The 23,182-nt window shown below is 49.9% G+C and carries 19 protein-coding genes; 4 read left to right on the top strand and 15 right to left on the bottom strand.

The genetic code is table 11. The features are described 5' to 3' along the window. Nucleotides 1-363: 363 nt before the first annotated feature. Nucleotides 364-1,827 carry a carbon starvation CstA family protein gene (locus ACEN2G_RS07880; protein ID WP_442020936.1) on the top strand — a complete coding sequence of 488 codons (1,464 nt, stop codon included), beginning with the start codon at nt 364-366 and terminating at the stop codon, nt 1,825-1,827. A gap of 314 nt (nt 1,828-2,141) precedes the next feature. Here ACEN2G_RS07880 and mdh read toward each other — a convergent pair whose 3' ends face one another. From mdh to ACEN2G_RS07855, 5 genes are all read right to left on the bottom strand, one after another. After that, nucleotides 2,142-3,077: a malate dehydrogenase gene (gene mdh, locus ACEN2G_RS07875; protein WP_442020935.1), complete on the bottom strand. Its 936-nt coding sequence runs from the start codon at nt 3,075-3,077 to the stop codon at nt 2,142-2,144. Nucleotides 3,078-3,264: 187 nt separating this feature from the next. Beyond that, nucleotides 3,265-3,975: an arginine ABC transporter permease ArtM gene (gene artM / locus ACEN2G_RS07870; RefSeq protein WP_442020934.1), complete on the bottom strand. Its 711-nt coding sequence runs from the start codon at nt 3,973-3,975 to the stop codon at nt 3,265-3,267. Next, on the bottom strand, nt 3,968-4,615 hold the full coding sequence (artQ, locus tag ACEN2G_RS07865) for an arginine ABC transporter permease ArtQ (RefSeq protein WP_442020933.1): 648 nt from the start codon (nt 4,613-4,615) through the stop codon (nt 3,968-3,970). Before artQ ends, artM begins: the two co-directional genes overlap by 8 nt. A gap of 1 nt (nt 4,616) precedes the next feature. Then, nucleotides 4,617-5,351 (bottom strand): transporter substrate-binding domain-containing protein, encoded by a 735-nt coding sequence (locus tag ACEN2G_RS07860; protein ID WP_442020932.1) that lies wholly within the window; start codon nt 5,349-5,351, stop codon nt 4,617-4,619. A gap of 181 nt (nt 5,352-5,532) precedes the next feature. Next, on the bottom strand, nt 5,533-6,270 hold the full coding sequence (locus ACEN2G_RS07855; protein WP_442020931.1) for an ATP-binding cassette domain-containing protein: 738 nt from the start codon (nt 6,268-6,270) through the stop codon (nt 5,533-5,535). A gap of 164 nt (nt 6,271-6,434) precedes the next feature. Between ACEN2G_RS07855 and argR the strand changes: the two genes are divergently transcribed. Next, nucleotides 6,435-6,899, top strand: a complete 465-nt coding sequence (gene argR / locus ACEN2G_RS07850) for a transcriptional regulator ArgR (protein ID WP_442020930.1) — start codon at nt 6,435-6,437, stop codon at nt 6,897-6,899. 92 nt (nt 6,900-6,991) lie between these two features. Here the strand turns inward: argR and ACEN2G_RS07845 are convergent, their stop codons facing one another. The 6 genes from ACEN2G_RS07845 to ACEN2G_RS07820 form a co-directional block, all read right to left on the bottom strand. Next, entirely contained in the window at nt 6,992-7,906 is a 915-nt protein-coding gene (locus tag ACEN2G_RS07845; protein WP_442020929.1) for a Dyp-type peroxidase, read from the bottom strand. Between the two features lie 141 nt (nt 7,907-8,047). Further along, on the bottom strand, nt 8,048-9,124 hold the full coding sequence (locus tag ACEN2G_RS07840) for an ABC transporter ATP-binding protein (RefSeq protein WP_442020928.1): 1,077 nt from the start codon (nt 9,122-9,124) through the stop codon (nt 8,048-8,050). Beyond that, entirely contained in the window at nt 9,124-10,746 is a 1,623-nt protein-coding gene (locus tag ACEN2G_RS07835; protein WP_442020927.1) for an ABC transporter permease, read from the bottom strand. Before ACEN2G_RS07835 ends, ACEN2G_RS07840 begins: the two co-directional genes overlap by 1 nt. Nucleotides 10,747-10,782: 36 nt before the next feature. Beyond that, complete coding sequence (locus ACEN2G_RS07830) at nt 10,783-11,796, bottom strand: Fe(3+) ABC transporter substrate-binding protein (RefSeq protein ID WP_442020926.1); 1,014 nt, start codon at nt 11,794-11,796, stop codon at nt 10,783-10,785. Between the two features lie 219 nt (nt 11,797-12,015). Then, on the bottom strand, nt 12,016-13,242 hold the full coding sequence (locus ACEN2G_RS07825; protein ID WP_442020925.1) for an ammonium transporter: 1,227 nt from the start codon (nt 13,240-13,242) through the stop codon (nt 12,016-12,018). Between the two features lie 15 nt (nt 13,243-13,257). After that, nucleotides 13,258-13,596, bottom strand: a complete 339-nt coding sequence (locus tag ACEN2G_RS07820) for a P-II family nitrogen regulator (protein WP_442020924.1) — start codon at nt 13,594-13,596, stop codon at nt 13,258-13,260. A 185-nt stretch (nt 13,597-13,781) separates the two neighbouring features. Here ACEN2G_RS07820 and arfB point away from each other — a divergent pair, with 185 nt between their 5' ends. Continuing rightward, nucleotides 13,782-14,198: an alternative ribosome rescue aminoacyl-tRNA hydrolase ArfB gene (arfB, locus tag ACEN2G_RS07815; RefSeq protein ID WP_442020923.1), complete on the top strand. Its 417-nt coding sequence runs from the start codon at nt 13,782-13,784 to the stop codon at nt 14,196-14,198. Nucleotides 14,199-14,321: 123 nt separating this feature from the next. On the opposite strand, the gene ACEN2G_RS07810 is transcribed toward arfB, so the two are convergent. Continuing rightward, complete coding sequence (locus ACEN2G_RS07810; protein WP_442020922.1) at nt 14,322-14,678, bottom strand: YacL family protein; 357 nt, start codon at nt 14,676-14,678, stop codon at nt 14,322-14,324. Between the two features lie 385 nt (nt 14,679-15,063). Between ACEN2G_RS07810 and ACEN2G_RS07805 the strand changes: the two genes are divergently transcribed. Beyond that, on the top strand, nt 15,064-16,527 hold the full coding sequence (locus ACEN2G_RS07805; protein WP_442020921.1) for a uracil-xanthine permease family protein: 1,464 nt from the start codon (nt 15,064-15,066) through the stop codon (nt 16,525-16,527). 160 nt (nt 16,528-16,687) lie between these two features. Here the strand turns inward: ACEN2G_RS07805 and ACEN2G_RS07800 are convergent, their stop codons facing one another. The 3 genes from ACEN2G_RS07800 to acnB form a co-directional block, all read right to left on the bottom strand. Next, nucleotides 16,688-17,368 (bottom strand): Fe2+-dependent dioxygenase, encoded by a 681-nt coding sequence (locus ACEN2G_RS07800; protein ID WP_442020920.1) that lies wholly within the window; start codon nt 17,366-17,368, stop codon nt 16,688-16,690. 118 nt (nt 17,369-17,486) lie between these two features. Beyond that, entirely contained in the window at nt 17,487-19,706 is a 2,220-nt protein-coding gene (locus tag ACEN2G_RS07795; RefSeq protein WP_442020919.1) for a TonB-dependent receptor, read from the bottom strand. 552 nt (nt 19,707-20,258) lie between these two features. Further along, nucleotides 20,259-22,856: a bifunctional aconitate hydratase 2/2-methylisocitrate dehydratase gene (acnB, locus tag ACEN2G_RS07790; protein WP_442020918.1), complete on the bottom strand. Its 2,598-nt coding sequence runs from the start codon at nt 22,854-22,856 to the stop codon at nt 20,259-20,261. Between the last annotated feature and the right edge of the window lie 326 nt (nt 22,857-23,182).

Raw genomic sequence — 23,182 nt, 5'->3', positions numbered from 1 at the left:
GTAACTTAAACCAACGCCACTGTGGGCAGGGATAACGCAATTGTTATTATTATTTAGCTCTGTTTTAATGCCGCACTTTTGTATTAGCTGCAGGCTTATTATCTTGGCACTTCCGTTTGTAGTGCACTGCAAAATAATAGCCATTTACCCTAAGCCAAACAAGCTAGACCTTAGTACTATACTCAAGCCTTGAGCGGCTCGCGCCTGCAAAATAGCCTTTAAGAAGTGGATGTTAGGCTAAGCGTTACCTAGGTCTAATAATCCCTATCTACCACTAGAATCTAGTATTCAGTTATTGGGAGCCATGGTACCTTGCTCTGCAAATTCAACCCTTAGCATCAAAAATAATAAGGAATTAGCCATATGCTTCTGTTCTTTATCAGCATAACCATACTCATACTCGGCTATAAGTTCTACGGCCCCTTTGTTGAAAAACAAGCCGGTATCGACCCCACCATAGCCACGCCGCAACAGCGCTTAAATGATGGCGTTGACTATGTTGCCATTAGCCCTGCGAAAGCGTTTTTAATTCAATTTTTAAATATTGCCGGTGTGGGCCCTATTTTTGGTCCTATCTTGGGCGCCATCTATGGCCCCATCGCCTTGGTCTGGATAGTGATAGGTAACGTGCTGGGTGGTGCGATACACGATTACTTCTCTGGCGTAATGAGCTTAAAAGAAGACGGCAAGAGCCTGCCAGAAATTGCCGGTCACTATTACAACGTGGTCTTCAAAGGCGTAATGCTAGTATTTACCTGCATGCTGCTGTTTTTTGTGGGTGTGGTGTTTATCATGAGCCCTGCTGGGCTGCTGAGTAACTTATCTTACTTTGAAGGCACCATTTTAGCCGGTAACAGCTTTTGGGTACTCTTGATCTTAGCTTATTACTTCTTAGCGACCTTGCTGCCGATCGATAAAATCATCACCAAGCTGTATCCGCTGTTTGGTTTGTTGATGATAGTGATGACCACCTTAATTGCCGGTGCCTTGTTATTGGAAGCGCCGCACTTGCCGCAAGTGGGCGATGTTTTTGCCTATTTTGATAACCATGATCACGCAGACTTATTAACGCCCAATCCCGATGGTGCTCCCGTATGGCCCTTATTATTTTTAACCATCACCTGTGGTGCTATCAGTGGTTTCCACTCCACCCAATCACCCATGATTGCCCGTTGCTTAACCAATGAAAAATACGCCCGTCCGGTATTTTACGGCGCCATGATGTGTGAAGGCATAGTCGCCTGTGTGTGGGCGTTAGCAGGTATTGCCGCCTTCCCTGGTGGTTATGTAGAGTTGAAAGCCATGTTGGCTCAAGGTGGTCCAGGCCTAGTGGTAAACCATATCGCGACCGGTTATTTAGGCGTGTTTGGTGGCGTGATGGCCATTCTGGCGGTGGCTATTTTCCCGATTACCTCAGGTGACACAGCGTTTCGTTCACTGCGCTTAACCATTATGGATGCGTTTAGTATTTCCCAAACCACCAAGCACAGATTGGCCTTATCGCTGCCTTTATTAGGTATCGCTTATCTGATGACCTTCTTGGACTTTGCGTTAATTTGGCGCTACTTCGCTTTCTCTAATATGCTGCTTTCTACCAGTGTGTTGTGGTTAGCAACCAAGTATTTGTTCGACCGTGGCACAGTGCACTGGGTGGCCAGTGTACCTGCGGTGATAGGCACAGCCATTACCGTGTCCTATATTGTCACCGCGCCGATTGGCTTCAACTTATCGCCGGAATACAGCAAGCCGATAGGGGTAGTAACAGCGGTCGTTTGCTTCATCGCCTTGGTGATGCAGCATAAGAAACGCCCAGCTATGGCTCAGTAAAAGCCTGAGACAAATAGTAAGTGAAAAAAGGTAGCGCTTAGCGCTACCTTTTTTGTTGCCTGACATAGTCGGCCGTCTCTTTGGTAAAGAGGACTTTGCTGGCAGTGTTAAAACATCAAACCGTGGCGAACAAGTTGCCACCTACCCAAGACAGACGCTATGTAGCCGTCCAGCCCTTCGGTGAAGAGGACTTCAACGGCCTCGCAAAGCGGGATCATTGATCCGTTAGGTTTACAGAATAGTATTAGGCTAGAGTCGATACACAGAAAGCAAAAAGGGAGCCTAGGCTCCCTTTTTATGGTTAGCATTCGTTATTATTTAACGAATTCTACGCCGATTTTGATATCGCCTTGCAGCGTATCCAGCATGCTGTCCAACGCAGTTTGTTCAAAGGTGCTCAGCTTGCCGTAAGGCAATACTTTTTCTACACCGTTCTTACCCAGCAACACAGGTTGTGCGAAGAACTGTGCGTGCTCGCTGCCACCGTCGATGTAGGTGTATTCAACTACGTCTTTTTCACCACTCAGGGCTTTCACCAGAGACAATGCAAAACGGCAAGCTGCTTGGCCCATAGACAGGGTCGCTGAACCGCCACCGGCTTTGGCTTCTACCACTTCGGTACCGGCATTTTGAATGCGGTGCGTCATCTTCTCAACTTCTTCGTCGGTAAAAGACGCGCCAGCCACTTGAGACAATAACGGCAAAATAGTCACGCCGCTGTGGCCACCAATAACCGGTACTTTAATGTCGGCCAGGCTGATGCCTTTGGCAGCAGAAATAAAGGTTTCGGCGCGGATCACGTCAAGCGTGGTGATACCGAACAGCTTGTTCTTGTCATAAACACCGGCTTTTTTCAGCACTTCGGCGGCAATCGGCACAGTCGTATTAACTGGGTTAGTGATGATACCAATGCAGGCTTTAGGGCAAGTGGCCGCGACTTTTTCAATCAGGTTTTTCACGATACCGGCGTTAACGTTAAACAAATCGGCACGGTCCATGCCAGGTTTGCGCGCCACACCGGCAGAGATCAGAACTATGTCGGCACCTTGCAGTGCGGCCGTTGGGTCTTCACCACCAAAACCCACTACACTCACGTCGGTTGGGATATGGCTAAGGTCGGCGGCCACGCCTGGAGTCACAGGCGCAATATCGTACAGGCTCAATGCAGAGCCAGCTGGCAGGGTAGTTTTTAACAGCAGGGCCAGAGCTTGGCCGATACCACCGGCGGCTCCTAGTACGGTAACTTTCATAGCTGAACTCCGTTATTATTTGAGTTGTTAGACGTTTCCTAATGCTTTAGCAACATAGCGAAAGCCCTGTAAAAACACAATAGTTAAGATAATGTGAAGCACTTGTTTGTGAGCGTTAGGACGCAATCTCATGCTTTGGCGAACCTATTATCTAAGGTTTTTCGAAAAGATCAGTTCTAACATTACTTTATTGTTGAGCTTGAAACTGTAATGCTCGCGTTTCTAGCAGACGAAAAATCCAGGTCAGTAAACCATTCAATATCAGATAGATAGCTCCCGCTAAACCGAACACCGCCAAGGTATCGTAAGTTTGGCCATTAATGCGCTGCGCCAAGCCCATAATTTCCATGATGGAAATAGTACTGGCCAACGAGCTGCCTTTCAGCACTAACACCACTTCATTGGAATAAGCAGGAATAACACGGCGCATGGCGTGGCGACATTTCACATTCAAGGTTTGTCCGCGGCTCATGCCTAACGCCTGACAGGCCAAGGTTTCGCCCTTAGGCACAGCTTCTAATGCGCCTTTGAATAAGCGGCAAGTATAAGCGCCGGCATTCATGCCCAGCGCCAAGATGGCACAAAACATTGGCTCGCGCAGATAGGTCCAAGCCCAGCTGCTTTTGATCCAGTCAAACTGCGCTGGACCGTAATAGATTAAAAATATCTGCACCAATAAAGGGGTGCCGGTCAGCAGTAACAAATAGCCTTCGGTCACCTGCGCCAATACCGGAATACGCCGCTCCAAGATCCAAGTTAAACTCAGCGCTATCACCAGCCCCAGTAGCAAACCGTAGGCGGTAATTTGCAGGGTAATATTAACGCCTTGTAATAATATAGGCAGGTAGCCAAACCAGTCGGGGCTGGTTGCAAAGTGTGATAACAGCCACTCAGTCATAACGGGTTACTCGCGCTCGTAGTCGTTGCAAGCCTTGTTGGCTGATAACGGTGATCACCAAATAAATAAGAGCCGCTATGCCATACCAAGTAAAAGGCTCATAGGTACGAGCGGCCACCGCCTTGGCTTGATACATTAAATCGTGCACACCAATCAAGGAGACTAAAGCGGTGTCTTTCAGTAACACCAGCCATTGATTGCCAAGCCCTGGCAAGGCATGGCGCCACATTTGCGGCAGCGTAATATGGATAAACGTATACAGCGGCGGCAGCCCCAAAGACTGTGCCGCTTGGCGCTGTCCTTTATGTACCGCATTGAGGGCGCCGCGCAGGGTTTGGGCGCCATAAGCGGCAAACAATAACGACAGCGCGGTCACGCCGCACCAAAAGGGGCTGAACTCAATGTATTGATCTGTCATTAAAAACAGTACTTGAGTGGAGCCAAAATAGATAAAAAATACCACTAGAATTTCTGGCAAGCCACGCAATACAGTGGACAACGCATTAGCCGGCCAGCGCAACAGCGCAAAGCGGCTCATCTCGGCGCCACACAATAGCATGGCCAGCACCAGCCCGACCGCCAATGACATCAATGCCAGCCCCAAGGTCATCAGGCTGGCATTCATTAGGTGAGTGAGCATATTACTTAGGGAAATACTGTTGGTAGAGTTTGTCGTAAGTGCCGTTTTCTTTTAACTGGCTCAAGCCTTGGTTAATTTGCTCCAATAACACCTGATTACCCTTAGTTACGGCAATACCAAAACCGGTGCCAAAGTAATCGTCATCGGTAATGCGCTCGCCCAATACCGCATAGCCTTCGTTTTTAGCCAACCAATCGCCCACCACTGCGGTGTCGGCAAACACGGCGTTAATGCGACCATTGCTCATGTCGAGCAGCGCATCTTGCACACTTTGATAAGGACGTGCCGTCATGCCGTTGGCTTCTAGCTTATCTTGGATGTATTTCTGATGAGAGGTGCCGTTTTGTACGCCCACGGTATCTTTTTGTAGCTGGTCTAATTCTGTAAACTTATCAATGGGCGTCACAAATACCGCTGAGTTTACGTAGTAGATGTCACTAAAGTCCACCTGCTTGGCGCGTTCTGGGGTAATGTCCATGGCGGCAATGGCGGCGTTGTAACGACGGAATTTAAGGCTGGGGATCAAACTGTCGAAGGCTTGATTATGAAAGCTGCAATCTAGCTTTTGCACTTCACAAATGGCTTTCGCCAAGTCGATATCAAAGCCTTGCATTTCATTGTTTTCATCAACAAATTCAAAGGGCGCATAGGCCGCATTGGTGACAAACTTCACTTCTTCGGCCTGTACTAATCCAGTACTGGCTAACAATGCCACCGCTAATAATGTCTTGTTCATCGGTTTGATATCCTTATTGTTATTTAGCCCTTTGGCCAGCTCTAAGTTATAAGCTGCCCATTGATATTAATCTTTTTAAAGATTTTCGCCTGGGTTGAAATGCGAGAACAAGTGTTCGCCTACAAAATACCGAACTGTGTTGTCCGCTTCACTCCTCACCCTTTACTCTTCACATGAAGAATTAATGCTTTAAAAACTCGGCAAAGCGCGCTGTTTGGGGCTGATCAAATAAGCTAGCATCGCCGTATTCGATAAGTCGACCTTGTTCAAGATAGGCGACTTTGCTGGCTACGCGTCGCGCAAAGCTCACCTCATGGGTCACCACTACCTGCGTAATACCGGTCTTACTCAACTGTAAAATAATCTCGGCCACCTCTTTGGTTATCTCAGGATCAAGCGCCGCCGTGGGTTCATCAAACAACAACACCCGAGGATCCATCATCAGGGCGCGGGCAATGGCCACTCTTTGTTGTTGACCACCCGACAGCGCATTAGGCCAGGTTTGGCTTTTTTCGCTGAGTTTCAATTGTGCCAATAACTGGCGAGCCTTATCTTGCGCCTGCGTTTTATTCATGCCCAGCACTTTAAGCGGTGCTTCCAGTAAATTTTGTTCTACCGTGAGGTGGGGCCATAAATGATACTGCTGAAACACCATGCCTACCTTAGCGCGCAACGCTTGACCGCGTTTGTGTAACTGGCTGGTGTGTGTATCAGGAAAGGAAAATGCCTCGCCGGCAATGGAGAGCTGACCCGAATCCGGAATATCCAGCAAATTCATCAAACGCAATAAAGAGCTCTTGCCCGCCCCACTGGGCCCGAGCAGCACTAAGGTTTCGCCGGCCGGGCAGTTAAGCGAGACCTGACTTAAAATTTCTTGACCAGCCCAAGACTTACAAATGTTATTGAGTTCTATGTCCATGCGCTATGCCCGCTTAAACTGTCAAAGTGTGTGGTTGATTTTATTTTACGGCGCGGTCAATGCAAGCTAACTTTGCATTTTTATGCAGCATAAATGACTAATACTTGATAAAAAACTATCAGAGATAGACAATATGTTCCACCCCGCTCATTCGGCTGCAGATCATGAACGAAAAACAAGAACACCTGATTAAAGTCTTCAAGGCCTTACTCAATGAGGAGCGTTTTGGTTCTCAAGCTGAGATAGTCACAGCGCTACAAGAAGCTGGGTTTGATAATATCAACCAGTCTAAGGTATCGCGCATGCTGAGCAAGTTTGGTGCCGTGCGCACCCGCAACGCCAAGATGGAAATGGTCTACTGCCTGCCCGTTGAGCTGGGCGTACCCACCTCCAGCAGCCAGTTAAAAAATTTAGTACTGGATGTGGGCCACAACAATGCACTGATCGTTATTCATACTAGCCCAGGGGCGGCGCAACTCATAGCGCGCATGCTGGACTCGCTCGGCCGGGCGGAAGGTATTCTCGGCACCATAGCCGGCGACGATACTATTTTTATCACCCCCACCCACGACACCCCCATCGCCGCCTTACACCAAAGCGTACTCGAACTATTCGAGCAGTATGTCTGACGCTTACGGCGAGCTATAAGCCAGAAGCTGGAAGCTGTCAGTTAAGTAACTTGCTCTCACTTCCAGCTTATAGCTGACCGCTTACAGCTTCTTTAAATGTCTCCTTTACTGCTCAACCACTCTTCACTGGGTGCGAAGAAGGCGGCACCGGTTTCGGCTTGGGTAAACAGCATTAGATGGTCAAAATACCCCGCGGCATCGGGCTGATACATGCTTTCTAGCATGCGCGTAAAGTGCAGCGGCGTATTGCAGCAAGAAATAAACACCAACCCTTGCGCATTCGCCGTGCCCCAGGGCAGGCTTTGGCGCAAGATTTCCATGCTATTGCCAGCGTCGTCTTTTAAGTTGGTGCGCAAGGTGTGCGCCGTAGGTGCCTTTTGCTGCGACTCAAACTCGATATCATCAGGCTTAGTGCGACCATAAACCTGTTCTTGATCGCTAATGGCCAGTTTTTCCCAGCGCGTTAATTTATGGCGATAATGCTGCACATGCAGATAACTACCGCCGGCAAATTGCCCATCCGCCACTAATGCTACGGCTGCGCGGTCTTCCCCTTGGGGATTCTCGGTGCCATCCACAAAGCCCGTCATGTCGCGGCGATCTAGATAACGAAATCCTTGGCGTTCATCTTTTAGCTCCACCAGCCCCGCCAACAGCGCACTCACCTTTTGCACGGCGATATAGGCTACATCGAGTCGGTCGGCTCTGAGCTGAAAAAATAAGTCGAAGGGGGTTTCGGGTGCCATGCGATCGTTGGCCACTTGAGCCGGAAAAACGGTGAGCTCGGCAGGGCGCGCCTGAGGATATAATTCATCCCACGTCTGATTGCCGATGGCGACTAAGCCAGAGAAAGCGGCATCGGGATAGTTTTGCGTGAGGGATTGCCACAAGGCCGGCATCTGCGCCAAAGCGGCGGGGACGCGTTCAAAGCCTTGGGGCAAAATATTAAACATTAAATAATAAGCATGCAGATTCGGTTCGGCGCAAATGCCAGCTTGTGCGGTCATGGCTTTCTCTTATCGGTTATTTACGGTGAGGAGAGAGGGGTAAATAGTGAGGCGTAAGGTGTGAAACACAGCGTCTTCAAATCCTGTGTTATTTTTTCACCTCACTCCTTACGCCTCACCCCTCACGTCTCACAAGATCCATCAAGCCACCGCCCGTTGACCTTCGGAGTCAGGAAAAAACGTTAAGGCGTGGGGTAAGACTTTGACGTGTACTTGGCTCACCGCCGGTAATAATTCATTGGTGCTGACCTCTAAGCGTTGCCCTTGGCATTCCACTACGCAGCGGCTGTGGGTGCCTAAAAACTGTTGCTCTAGCACACGGCCGTTGCCTTGTTCATGGCTATTTGGCGTACAAAGAGACAACTGAATTTGCCGCGGCCTCAGCATCAGCTGCCCCGTAGCACCAAGGTCGGCGTTAAGCACAGATTGGCTGGCTATGGGTCCCATGGCGGTGAGCAAAGTATGACTGTCGATAACCGTTGCCGGCACATAGTTGGCCAAGCCTAAAAAATCCGCCACGAAGCGGTTTTGTGGATGCTGATACAGGGTTTGCGGCCGCCCTACTTGCTCGATATGACCGGCGCGAAACAGCGCTAAACGGTCAGAAAAAGCGAACGCTTCTTCTTTACTGTGGGTAACGAAGATGGCGCTGATGCCTTGGCTTTTTAGCAGCTCACGTATTTCACCAATCAGGCGCATCCGCACTTGAGTGTCGATATTGGAAAAGGGTTCATCAAGCAGCATCAATTGTGGCTTGCCAATCATGGCTCTTGCTATGGCCACCCGCTGTTGCTGTCCACCCGATAATTGATGAGGCTGACGCTCGCCTAAGTCGGCCAAATTTACCAGCGCCAGCATCTCTGCCACTTTGTCACTAATAAACGCCTTGTTGCGCTCTTTGCTTTGTAAGCCAAAGGCCACGTTTTGCGCTACGCTCAAATGCGGAAACAGCGCATAGTCTTGAAAAATCATGCCGATATTGCGCTTTTCTGGCACGATCGCCAAGGCATCCGTGTTCATCTGCTGGCCGTGGATCGCTATCTCGCCTTGGCTCACCGGCAATAAGCCGGCAATGGCTTTTAGGAGCGTGGTTTTACCACAACCACTGGCGCCCAACAGGCACATGATCTCGTTCTCGCCCACTTGCAGTGACAGGTTATTTAACACCAAGTTGCCGTTATAACTGCAACTCAGATCTGTGACATCTAATGCCGCCATCAGTGTGTTTGCTCCAATGATCGGTTTAAGAAAATTAGCGGTATCAAGCCCACCAGCACTATGACAATGGCAGGCAAGGCGCCTAAGGCTAATTGCTCGTCTGATACAAATTGATAGACGTAGGTGGCCAGAGTTTGAAAGTTAAAAGGCCGCAGTAAGAGTGCCGCTGGCAGCTCCTTCATGCACTCAATAAACACCAATAAGGCGCCGGCTAATATGCCTTTGCGGATCAAAGGCACATGTACTTTCATCATCATGGCGCTGGGGCTGTAGCCCATGGTTTGGGTGACCATGTCTAATGATGGCGATACTTTGCCCAAACTGCTTTCTACCGAGCCCACGGCCATGGCGCCAAAGCGCACCAAGTAGCCAAAGGCAATGGCGGTCATGGTGCCGGTAAACAGTAAGCCCGGCTCAGTTATTCCTAACCAGAGTGCGGCATCATTGATGGCAAAGTCCAGACTGGTTAGCGGCACTAATACGCCGATAGCCAGCACTGTGCCCGGTAAGGCATAGCCCATGGAGGCCAAACGTTTGGGGATTTGGGTATAGGTTTTGCCGGTGAGTCGATGGCTCATGCCCAGCACTAAAGCCACCACTAACGCCATGGCCGCCACTAAGCTGGAGAGCACTAAGCTATTGAGACTATATTCAAAGAAACGGCTGTTCCAGGCTTGATCAAAATAGCGCACCGCGTGATAGCACAAGATAACGAAGGGCAATAAAAAGCCCAGCACGACTAGGCTCCAGCAAAAGCCCAGCGCAGCCCACTTAGTGAGGCCGGTCAACACATAACCAGATTGCTGTTCTTGGCCAAGATTTTTTTGAAACACCTGTTGGCGCTTGCGGCTCATGCGCTCTAGGCTGAGCAACAACATCACCACTAACAACATAATGGCGGAAATTTTTGCCGCCGCATTTAAACTGCCATAACCCAACCAAGTATCGTATACGGCGGTAGTCAGGGTGTTCACCGCAAAGAAATTTACCGTGCCAAATTCGGCTAAGGTTTCCATGGCCACTAACGATAAGCCCACCACTATCGCTGGGCGTGCCAATGGTAAGCTGACCTTTTTAAAGCTCTGCCAAGGGCTACAACCCAGTAAGCGACTCGATTGCACCAAGCTCATGGACTGCTCCATAAAAGCGGTGCGCGCTAACAAATACACATAAGGGAATAACACTAAGCCCAGCACCAGAGCGGCACCGCCTAGAGTGCGAATGGCGGGAAAGGAGTAATCATGGGCTGACTGCCATCCAAACCACAGGCGCAGCGTACTTTGTACGGGCCCAGAAAAATCGAGAAGATCGGTGTAAACAAAAGCCACTATATAAGAGGGCATGGCCAGCGGCAGAATCAACGCCCATTGCAACCAGCGCTTGCTAGGCAACTCACACATCGCCATCAGCCAAGCGGCTGGCACACCGGCCAGAAAACTGAACAGCATCACCCACAGCACTAACCAAAAGGTGTTGCCAATATAAGTAGGAAGCACAGAACCCCACAGATGACGGAACACGTCTTCTGTGGGGATCAGGGCTTCATAAATAAGTGCCATAATAGGCAAAGTCAGCAGCAGCGCGAGCGCCCAACTGCTGACTGTCCAACCGAGTCTTTTCATGAACCACTCAAACGGGGGCCTAAACCCCCGTCTTGTTTATAGATCGAATTTAACCTCGTCTACCAATTGCACGGCGGTTTTAGCATGCTTTGCTACATCAACCAACGGGCGTTTATCGGCAGCGAAATCACCCCAGCCTTTCACCAGCGCAGAAGGTTCAACACCCGCCTTCACTGGATATTCATGATTTACCGACGCATATAGGTGCTGCGCTTCATCACCAGCTAAAAATTCCATCAACTTAATAGCGGCATCTTTATTTTTTGCGTGCTTGGCCAGTGCCACAGCGGAAATATTCACGTGGGTGCCACGATCTGCCTGATTAGGGAAGTTAATGTACACGCCCTCGGCAGTTTCACGCTCATTGTCGTCGCTCAGCATAACGCCATAGTAATAGCTGTTGCCCAGCGCATAATCGCACACGCCATCATTCACTGCTTTGATCTGGTCGCGGTCACCGCCTTGTGGCTTTTGTGCCAAGTTGGCTTTTAAACCTTGCAACCAAGTTTTAGTGAATTCAACGCCATGCTCATCAATCATGGAAGAAGTTAAGGCCACATTATAAGGATGTTTGCCGCTACGAGTGCAAATTTTTCCTTTGTACTTAGGATCTGCCAATTCTTCGTAGGTAATGTCGTCACGCTTACCGACGCGGTCTTTAGAGGTATAAATGGCGCGAGCGCGCGTCGTTAGTGCAAACCATTGCCCGTCGGCAGCGCGATACTGGGCAGGAATACTTTCTTCCAGCACCTTGCTCTCAACAGGCTGAGTCAAGTCTTTATCGACCACTTCCATCAAGCGGCTCACGTCTACCGTTAACAATAAATCTGCCGGCGACAAACGCCCTTCACGCTCTAGGCGCTCACCCATACCGTCTTTTAAAAACACCACATTAACATCGATACCAGTTTCTTTGGTGAAGGTATCGATAATGGGTTTGATCAAGAAGTCTTGACGATTGGAATACACATTCACTTCTTCGGCGAAGGCTTGGCCAGCAACACTGGTAACCAACAAGGCGGCGGCAGATAACGCTAATTTGGTAGACATGCTTAACATCCATTTAGTTGAGTGAGAATAGTTACTGTTCAGCAGTATACCTAGCCCCAATTCGTAATCAATAAGCAAACCGCATAAGAATGATAAATATTTTCATCCGCAATATGATTGTCTGTTGAATCTGATTCTTTGCGTCGCGGCATAGCCGCTCAACCATAAAAAAGGAGACCTTGCGGCCTCCTTCTTATCCCAGACTCTAGCGTGCTGGCATTAGTTACGTTTTAGGGTCACGAACTCAGGGTAGGCATCGATGCCGCAGTCAATTCTGTCCATACCCGATTGCTCTTCTTCTTCGCTGACTCTAATACCCATGGTCCGTTTGAGTAGGTACCACACCAGCAGACTACAACCAAAGACCCAACCGCCTATCACCAAAATGCCGACCAACTGAGCCCACAAGGTGGCTTCGGGGTGAGCCACGGGAACCAGCAACAACCCCAGCATACCGCAGACGCCGTGTACCGAAATGGCTCCTACTGGATCATCGATGCGCAGCTTATCCAGCACCACAATGGCATACACCACCACTATGCCTGCCAGCAAGCCGATACCACAGGCCCACATATGACTGGGCGATAAAGGATCGGCGGTAATGGCCACCAATCCGGCCAAAGCACCGTTGAGGATCATGGTCAAATCCGCCTTGCCCCAAGTCAACTTAGTCACCAACAACGCACCTATGGCTCCAGTAGCAGCGGCGGCATTGGTGTTAACGAAGATGCCAGCCACGGCGGTGGCGTTTTCTACATCCGACAGCAGCAGTTGCGAGCCACCGTTAAAACCGAACCAGCCCATCCACAGAATAAAGGTCCCTAGGGTCGCCATCGGCATATTAGATCCGGGAATGGGGTGAATTTCGCCATCACGGCCGTATTTGCCACTGCGGGCGCCGAGCAGCAATACACCAGCCAGCGCGGCACTGGCCCCAGCCAGATGTACTATGCCGGCTCCAGCAAAATCGGTGAAACCCCACTTGGATAGGAAACCACCGCCCCAAGTCCAGTAACCTTCAATCGGATAGATAAAGCCGGTCATTACCACACTAAACACGAGAAACACCCACAGTTTCATCCGCTCGGCCACGGCACCGGAAACGATGGACATGGCGGTGGCCACAAATACCACTTGGAAGAAAAAATCGGCGTCCAGTGCATGGCTGGCTCCCAGCTCCGCTTGGCCAATCAGCCCCCCCATACTTGGCAGCCAGCCACCGACCGAGTTATCTACATACATAATGTAGTAACCCACCAATAAATACATGGTGCAGGCGATGGCATACAGTAAGAAATTTTTAGTCAGGATTTCGGTGGTATTTTTGGCGCGCACTAGACCCGCTTCCAGCATGGCAAAGCCGGCCCCCATCCACATCACCAGCACACCGGATATCAGGAAATAAAAAGTATCCAGAGCAAACTTCAGTTCGGTTAAAGTATCCATTATGCTCTCCTTCGCTTAAATGGCTTCTCTATCGTGCTCACCGGTGCGAATGCGCACGGCTTGCTGCAGGTCGTAGACAAATATTTTGCCGTCACCTATCTTGCCGGTATAGGCCGCTTGAATAATCGCCTCGACCACCTGCTCGACATGATCGGTGTGGGTAGCAATTTCTAACTTGACCTTGGGCAGAAAATCCACGGCGTATTCGGCCCCGCGATACAGTTCTGTGTGCCCCTTCTGGCGACCGAACCCTTTAACTTCTGATACCGTCATCCCCTCGATGCCGACATCGGCCAATGCCGAACGCACGTCATCGAGCTTAAACGGTTTGATAATGGCGCAAATCATTTTCATGGTGAACCTCCTTGTTTGCCTATACCGTCTCGGTAACAACTAATAATAAGCAAGCTTCACGCCAATATTTTTATCACTTAATTATCAAATAGTTACAGTTTAAAAACAGCAGCAAGATGAGGTCGTGATATGATATTGGTGCAGTAGAACTACGACAAGCACCATAATGGTGCAATGGAGTCACAATGTTATTTCTATCAGACCGAGTGCAAATCCCCGACCAGGAGCTGGAGTTTATTACCATGCGCGCCAGCGGCCCGGGTGGTCAGCATGTCAATAAAACCGACTCTGCGGTGCAGCTGCGTTTCGATTACGCCAACAGCCCTAGCCTGCCAGAACGCTATAAATTAGCGCTGGCCAAGATGAGGGACAATCGGGTGTTGGAGTCAGGCTGGATCATGATCCGCTGTGAAACTCAGCGCAGCCAGCTGATGAATAAGGAAACGGCCAAGGAGGCCTTGCTGAGCTTATTAGAGCTCGCGGGAAAACCGGTGAAAGTGCGTCGACCCACTCAGCCCAGTAAAGCGGCCAAGCGCAAACGTGCCGACAGCAAAACCCAGCGCGGTAAAATTAAGAGTGGTAGAGGGAAAATCAAGCTGTAAGCCGTCAGCTATAAGCCGTAAGAACATGACTCACTCAGTCTAATAACAATGCAGCGAAGCTCAGTAAAACGGCTCGGTTTTGATTTAACTTACAGCTGACAGCTTACCGCTTAGGGCTATGTTTTAGCGATTAGTACAAAAATCCTGCCACTGCTCGAGCACGCGCGCGAGATCGTCTAGGCCACAGCCGGCGTAGAGTTCATCATCGTAATAGGCCATGCCATCTTCTAATTCGCTATCAAAAGACAGTGCATGAGCACTGAGCTCGGCTTCTTCGCGTGTGAGCAATAAGCTGCATTCGCCGTAAGCTCGTTTAAACTCTTGGGTCTCACCGGCTTCTAACTGCGCAATGACGTCCAGTAGTTCGGCGGCTTCAATCATGGTCACCTCATCGGTTAACCAAGCGCCCATTACTTCATGGCCCATGGAAAAACGGGCTCTATGTTGGCCATTTAAATCACGAAAAAACTCAAATTCCACACTGACTCCAGCGGCCGCAACGGCAGGCCTAAATAAGAAAGTTGGATTCTATCACTCCCCAGAGCAAGCACGAAGCAAAGCTGTATCACAAATAACACATAGGGTTACTTAGAAGCTGAGAGTAAGGTGCCGACCATAGTATTAAAAAAACACATACTTAAATGCAACTCATGCATGTTGTGAGTTGGTCTAATTCAGTCATCTAACGTAGTCTATGCGCGCTCTACATAGGGCTAGGCTTAGTTTAAAGAATAATAACCAGCAACAAAAAACATTAAATTAACATAACCATAACAACAACCCCATAACAACAACCTTTGTGTGAAAACATCATAAGGCGCTAAGCCATAACTTTCTTGCTACTTACTTTTGGAATGCAGATACCATGAGCCAATCAGCACCAACTCAAGCCCAGCTTAGCCATAACGATCTGGTCTACAAGTTACACGACAAACCGCCGGTCATGCAGGCCCTGTTTGCTGCCGTTCAGCATTTGCTGGCCCTGTTCGTGGCCGTGATCACCCCCCCCTTGATCATCTGTCAAACACTGGGCATTCCGGCTCAAGATACCGCGCATATCATTAGTATGTCGTTGTTCATTACGGGCGTTGCGTCTTTTATTCAGATGAAACGCTTTGGCCCTGTCGGCACCGGCTTGTTGTCGATTCAAGGCACCAGCTTCAACTTCTTGGGTCCTATTATTGCCAGTGGTTTGGCGATGAAAGACGGCGGCGTGACCACTGAAGCCATGTTGGCGGCCATTTTTGGTACCGCATTGCTGGCGGCACCAACCGAGATCATCTTGTCGCGTTTCTTACACCTAGCTCGGCGCATTATCTCGCCGCTGGTGAGTGGCATTATCGTCACGCTGATTGGTCTGACCTTAATCCAGCTTGGCTTAACCTCTATCGGTGGTGGTTTCAACGCCATGGCCGATGGCACCTTTGGTTCGTTAGAGAACCTGGCTTTAGCCGGCACTGTGCTCGCCATTATCGTAATCATGAACTGTATTCCCAACCCCTATGTGCGCTTGTCCTCTATCTTAGTGGCCATGGTGGCAGGCACAGTGCTGGCCATGTACATGGGTAAAGTGCCACCAGCCATAGAGATGGACACGGCCACCATCGCCTTACCTATTCCGATGAAATACGGTTTAGGCTTTGACGCCTCACTGTTTATTCCCTTGGTATTAGTATTCTTGATCACAGCGCTGGAGGGTATAGGCGACACCACCGCCACTTCAGAAGTGTCTGGTGAGCCAGTGTCTGGTCCCATCTACATGAAGCGTATTAAAGGTTGTGTGATGGGTGATGGCGTTAACTCCTCATTGGCCTCTGTCTTTAATACCTTCCCCGTCTCTACCTTTAGCCAAAACAACGGCGTTATCCAAATGACAGGCGTTGCCAGCCGTTATGTGGGCTTCTTCGTGGCGGGCATCTTAGTCTTAATGGGCTTGTTCCCGGCGATCAGTACCTTAGTGCAGCGCATTCCTGAGCCAGTATTAGGTGGTGCAACACTGGTTATGTTTGGTTCTATCGCCGCCGCCGGTGTACGTATTTTATCCCGCGAACGCTTAGACAGACGTGCGCTGTTTATTATGGCTATCTCATTTGGTGTGGGTCTGGGTGTGTCTCAGGTGCCCGATATTCTGCAACACATGCCAAGTTTGGTGAAGAACGTGTTCTCTTCTGGCATGGCTGCCGGTGGTATTGTGGCCATAGTGCTGAATTTGATTATGCCACTCAGCCCAGAAGCTAAGGCCTTGGAAGATCAAGCAAAAGCTGAAGATCTTGCCCATCGTTTGCAAGAAAAAGCAGATAAGGCTCAAAAAAAAGTGACCGCTAACTAACTAGCTAATTCGCCAGTATGACACTTTAATAGCAAACCTAGCCGACCGCGCACCCTGTGCCCGGTCGGCTTTTTTGTTGAACTTATATAAGGTGTAAAGGGCAGATTCGGCACTGTGTTGATCTTCGCCTCACGATTCACCCCTCCCTCTTCACACGAATCTACAGTGCCCAGCGGCGCAGCAGGTTATGATAGACGCCGGTCAGTTGAATACTGGTATCGCTATCGGTACCAAGTTGCTGATTCACTTGCTGAATGCTGGAGTCCAAATCAAACAGTAAAGTGCGCTGACCATCGTCGCGCACCATGCTCTGGATCCAGAAAAACGAGCTAATACGCGCGCCTTGGGTAACGGGCGTAACATGATGCAAGCTGGTTGACGGATATAAAATAAGATCCCCCGCCGGTAGCTTAACGCTGTGCGCGCCGTAGTTATCTTCTACTACCAGCTCGCCGCCTTCATATTCATTAGGCTCACAAAAAAACAGCGTCGCCGACAAGTCGGTGCGAATAGGCTCACCGGTGGCGCTATTAAAGCGAATCGAGTTATCCACGTGTACGCCAAACGACTGCCCACCTTGATAGCAGTTAAACAGCGGCGGAAACACCTTGGCCGGCAAAGCGCCCGCCACAAATAAGGGATGCTGAGCTAAGGCTTGGGTGATCATCTGGCCAATATAACGGGCGGTCTCGCAGTCTTGCGGTAACTGTAAGTTATCTTTGGCCATGGCCGACTGAAATCCGGCGGTGCTTTTACCGTCTTGCCAATCGGCGGCTAATAACAGCGCTCGGCACTCGGCCACTTGTTCGGCACTCAGCACTTGTGGAATGTGTAACATCATAGCAAATCACTCCTGAAACGATAAAAGCCCCGTGAGGGGCTTTGTTAAAACTGTAGGTTATACGCCGTATGTAACTCTCTTTGATCGTTGGCACAATACCTACAGCACAAGACGGCGCTTAGAATTTGTAGTTAGCCGATACTACCGCCGAGCGACCATCGCCTAACTCTAATGCTGAACTACGGCTATCATCGCCAGCTCGGCCACGTACGCGCTGCGCATACTCTTTATCAAACAGGTTATTCACGTTTAATTGCATGCTCAACGCATCGTTAATCTGATAAGAAGCCATGGCGTTATGTACTATATAGCTGTCGATCTTATCGGGCACATCGGATGCGATCGCACGAGAGCCCACATACTGAGCGCCGTAACCCAGCTCTACACCCGGCTGCACTTCATAAGTGGTCCACAGGTTGGCGCTATTACGCGGCGTGTTACCTAAGGGCTGCCCCACAGGATCACGACCGCCTTCTTGTGGTTTAGCTACCGAAGCCAAGGTCTCACTGTCGAGCAAGGTGTAGTTGGCAAAGACTTTCCACTCTTCGGTTATCACGCCCGTTAAGCCCAGCTCAACGCCTTGAACGCGTTGCTCGCCCGCAAGCTTGAGAACGCCTTTATCATTAGCATCTTCTTCTCGGGCATTGGTTTTATCGACGCGGAACAAGGCACCATCAACACCTAAACGGCCATCCATTAGTTCCCACTTAGTGCCTAATTCCCAAGTATCACTTTTCTCCGGTTTTAAACTTTCGCCAGAGACAGCACCTGAGGTAGCTAACGCCTCAGCCGCAGGATTAAAAGAAGTACCGTAAGCCAAGTAAACGCGGCCATTATCCGCAGGCTTATAGACAACGCCAGCACGACCACTGAGCATTTTATCACTGGTTGTAGTCACACCGGCTTTAGTTTTATCTGCTGTTTCACCGGATATCCAATCGTGGCGTAGCCCTAAGCTTAAGTCCCATTTCGGTGCCAAACCAATGGTATCAAACACATACAAGGCTTTAGTGTTAAGCGTGGCGTCAGTACCGCCACGAGGGGTAGCAGTCGTACTTCCTTGCCAGATACCTGGAGGATTATAAAGGTCGAAACCATTACTAGGGTAAGGGTTAGCAGCAGTGCCCAAACCGTAGTTAGAGGCAGTTAGGTCATAGGTTTCGCGAGAAATCTCGCCGCCCAGCAGCATGTCATGCTCAAAGCCTGCGGTATCAAATTCCGTATTTAAACCCAATTGATTGATCAATAATTCGGTTTGCGCATCACGGCGATAAGCTTGGGGACCCGCTGGCTTATAGCGGCCTGAATCTAAATTATCAGTGTTTATCTGAGACGCAGAAATAGTGGTATCTCTGTCTACACGGCTATAACGAGTCTGGTTCTCAAGGCGCATGGTGTCGCTGAGTTCATGCTCAAGCTTTAGCGTAACAGCATCAGATTGTATTTTTTCCTCATCCAGATTGCGCCAGCCAAAGTAAGACTCCCGATCTACGCCTGGTAATACTTTGCCATCCCGTGCCGGTACGCCGTAGTCAGGCAGATTATCGTCAGTCTGGTGGAAGTAGCTTAAGGTGGCGCGCGTTTCTTCACTCAAACCAATCGTCAGTGAGGGGGCGATACCGAAACGTTCGCGATCGATATCATTACGGCCCGGCACGTTATTTTCGTGCGCCATTAAGTTAATACGAAACGCACTGTCTACGCCCACATCCTCTAAAGTTTGGTTCGCGTCCAGCGTTAAACGGCGATATTGATCTGTGCCTAAACTGGCACCCACTTCGGCAAAGTTATCTAGCTTAGGTACCTTGCTCACTTGGTTGATGGCGCCACCCGTAGTGCCGGCACCACCAAATACCGAGTTCGGGCCTTTTAGTACTTCTACCTGTTCGATGTTAAAGGTGTCAGTGCGGTTATTCTGGCTGCTATCACGCAGGCCATCAATTTGCATATTGGAGTTAGCGCTAAAGCCGCGAATATTAATTTTATCGCCTGAGCCGCCACCGCCCTCACCCGCATCAAAGGTAATGCCAGACACATTAGATAGTACTTGGCGCAAGCTCAGCGCTTGCTGCTCTTTAATGATTTCTTGCGGCACTACGGTCACGGTTTGTGGCGTATCCAACAAGGGCTTTACGTATTTGCTAGAGGCCGACTCATGCGCCTTATAACCTTGCTCACGTGCTTCTTGCACGGTAATGGTATCTAACTGGGTCACACCTTGTGCTTGGCCTTGTGCCTGCAATGGCGCAGTCACGGCTAACGAGGCTACTGCTAGGCCAACGGCCGACGAAAGCATTTTTTTAGGGGGACGAGAGGAAGATTTGATAAAGGTTTGCACTTACAGCTCCTTGAAGAAGTAAACCGAACATAGAATGAATAAGGAAAACAAAAGCCTATAAAGCTAAAGGCGAGTCATTCTCATTTAATGTATGATTTAGATCAAGGTTAATTTTGCTTTTTTTAAAAGTTCAATTTTTTGAAAAATAAAACAGCCGAGCGCCCTGCACCAAGCGCCTAGCCAGAAAAATACGATGTCTGTTTTTGGCTGTTCGCGTAAAGCTGACGGTTTATCGCTACCTGTAAGGCTCTCTTTTGTCGCCGTCGCTTCTGTGTACTTGTAGCCGGCAATTTATTCGCCGGTTCTGCGCAGCAGAATGTTTTAAGGTTTAAGACCAATGACTCAACCGTGTCGAAGTCCTCTTTGCCGAAGAGACGGGCACCTACAAACCCAAACCGACGGCAGAGCGTCCAGCGTCGACCGGCCAGCACACATCCACACGGAGCATGGATAAAAACGATGTTTATCTTTAGCTCGGCGCTGTGATCCCCGCCATAAAAAAAGCCAGCCCCGAGGGGCTGGCTTTAATGCATCGTAGTTTTAACTAACGACTTAGATAACTTGTTGGAAGATCACCGTATCGGCTTTTTCTACATAGCTGTCTAGCTGATCGAAGTTCAAGTAACGATAAGTATCGGCGGCAGTGGCGTTTAACTGCTCGGCGTAACTCATGTACTCGGCAACGGTCGGCAGCTTGCCATGAATGGCGGCGACTGCGGCCAGCTCGGCCGAGGCCAAGAACACGTTGGCCCCCTTACCTAAGCGGTTCGGGAAGTTACGGGTCGAGGTCGAGACTACCGTGCTGTTATCCGCCACGCGAGCTTGGTTACCCATGCACAGTGAACAGCCAGGGGTTTCGATACGCGCGCCCACGCGACCAAAAATGCCGTAATAGCCTTCGCTGGTCAGCTGATCCCGGTCCATCTTGGTCGGCGGTGCTACCCATAAACGCGTTGGCAACTGGCTGGTGTATTTATCCAGCAACTTACCAGCGGCGCGAAAGTGACCAATGTTGGTCATGCAAGAGCCAATAAAGACCTCTTCAATCACTTCACCTGTTACCTCAGACAACAAACGGGCATCATCTGGATCGTTAGGCGCACACAGAATCGGCTCTTTGATGTCGCTCATGTCTATTTCCAGCACATGGGCGTACTCGGCATCTGCATCTGCTGCCATCAGTTCAGGATTGGCTAACCAGTCTTCCATACCCTGAATACGACGCTCTATGGTACGACGATCGCCATAACCTTCGGCAATCATCCATTTGAGCATGACAATATTCGAGCTTAAGTATTCGGCAACCGGCTCTTTGTCTAACTTGATACTACAACCGGCGGCAGAGCGCTCGGCGGTCGCATCGGCTAACTCAAAAGCTTGCTCCACTTTTAGCTGTGGCAGACCTTCAATTTCTACGATTCGGCCAGAGAATTCGTTGATCTTGCCCGCTTTAGCCACGGTCAGCAGACCGTTTTTAATGCCGTAATAAGGAATGGCATGCACTAAATCGCGCAGCGTAATACCGGGCTGCATTTCACCTTTAAAGCGCACTAAAATTGACTCTGGCATATCCAAAGGCATAACACCGGTCGCCGCAGCAAAGGCCACTAAGCCAGAACCTGCAGGGAAGGAAATCCCAATCGGGAAACGAGTATGCGAGTCACCACCTGTACCTACGGTATCAGGCAGCAGCATGCGGTTTAACCAAGAGTGAATAACACCGTCCCCTGGGCGCAGTGATACGCCGCCACGGTTCATAATGAAGTCTGGCAGTGTGTGGTGGGTGTTCACATCAATCGGCTTAGGGTACGCCGAGGTATGACAAAACGACTGCATGGTTAAGTCGGCAGAAAAGCCCAAGCAGGCTAAGTCCTTCAGCTCATCACGGGTCATGGGGCCCGTGGTGTCTTGGGAGCCAACCGTGGTCATTTTTGGTTCGCAATACTGATTAGGACGTATGCCTTTCACGCCACAGGCCTTGCCGACCATTTTCTGCGCCAAGGTAAAGCCTTTGCTGGATTCTACTACCGCAGCTGGGCGTTTAAACACAGTTGATGTGTCTAAGCCAAGTGCAGCGCGCGCTTTATCGGTCAAGCCACGGCCGATGATCAGCGGAATTCGGCCACCGGCGCGTACTTCATCGAGCAAGACATCGGTTTTCAGGCTAAAAGTGCTCAGCACTTCATCAGAATCGTGACGACAAATTTTGCCTTCATAGGGATAAATGTCGATCACATCCCCAGTATTTAGTTTATCCACATCACATTCGATGGGTAGTGCGCCCGCATCTTCCATGGTGTTAAAGAAAATTGGGGCAATTTTATTACCGATACAAATACCGCCGGCGCGCTTATTAGGCACAAACGGAATATCGTCACCCATGTGCCACAACACTGAGTTAGTGGCAGACTTACGGCTCGAGCCGGTGCCCACAACATCACCCACATAGACCAGTGGGAAGCCTTGGGCTTTTAGTGCTTCTAGCTCTTTAATGGGGCCAATTACGCCGTCTTGATCTGGCACTATGTCGGGGCGGGCGTTTTTCAGCATGGCCAAGGCGTGCAGCGGAATATCCGGGCGAGACCACGCATCTTGCGCCGGAGACAAGTCATCGGTATTGGTTTCGCCTGGCACCTTGAACACGCGCATGCTGATCTTGTCAGCTAATGGTGCGCGCTCTAAAAACCACTCGGCATCTGCCCAAGACTGCATCACTTGCTTGGCGAAGGCATTACCGGCCTTGGCTTTTTCTTCCACATCGTGAAAGGCATCAAACATCAATAAGGTGTGGCTTAAGGCTTTGGCAGCAATCGGCGCCAAGGCATCCACGTCTAACAGCTCGACCAAAGGCGCGATATTGTAACCGCCTTGCATGGTGCCCAGCAGCTCTGTGGCTTGGGCCGCAGAGACCACAGTTGAGCTCACTTCACCTTTCGCCACAGCGGCTAAGAAGCCGGCTTTCACATAGGCGGCTTCATCTACGCCCGGCGGAATGCGAGTAGAGAGTAATTCGTAAAGAAAGGATTCTTCGCCAGCGGGGGGATTTTTAAGTAACTCAACCAAAGCGGCGACTTGCTCAGCGTTAAGAGGTTGGGCAACCACTCCCTCAACGGCACGTTCTGCGACGTGTTTACGATAGGCTTCAAGCACGACTGTATCCTCTTATTATATTCGCCATCTTGGCGGTAATATCCTTGTTGGAGGGATGTAGTGTTAAACCGGCAGCGCTAAGCCTAAGGCTTAAGTTTCCTCGGTTAAGACCACAAGCTTCACCCCACGCGAACGTGACGCCAGTATATAAGTTTTAACGCGAAATTAAAATCTAGCCCCCAACGTCTTTACACAAAACCGCGACTAAGCGCGCCTTTGTAACTTAAAGAGCCACCTATCTGCCGACGGCTTCACAGATAGACGAAAGATAGTGCTGAACGAAAAGCATAAAGCTAAAAAAACACCGGCCTGTTTGAGGGGCCGGT

It is taken from the genome of Oceanisphaera sp. W20_SRM_FM3 (assembly GCF_052119705.1).
In the GTDB taxonomy this organism is placed as follows: Bacteria; Pseudomonadota; Gammaproteobacteria; order Enterobacterales; family Aeromonadaceae; genus Oceanimonas.
This window is presented reverse-complemented; position numbering and strand designations above follow the sequence as displayed.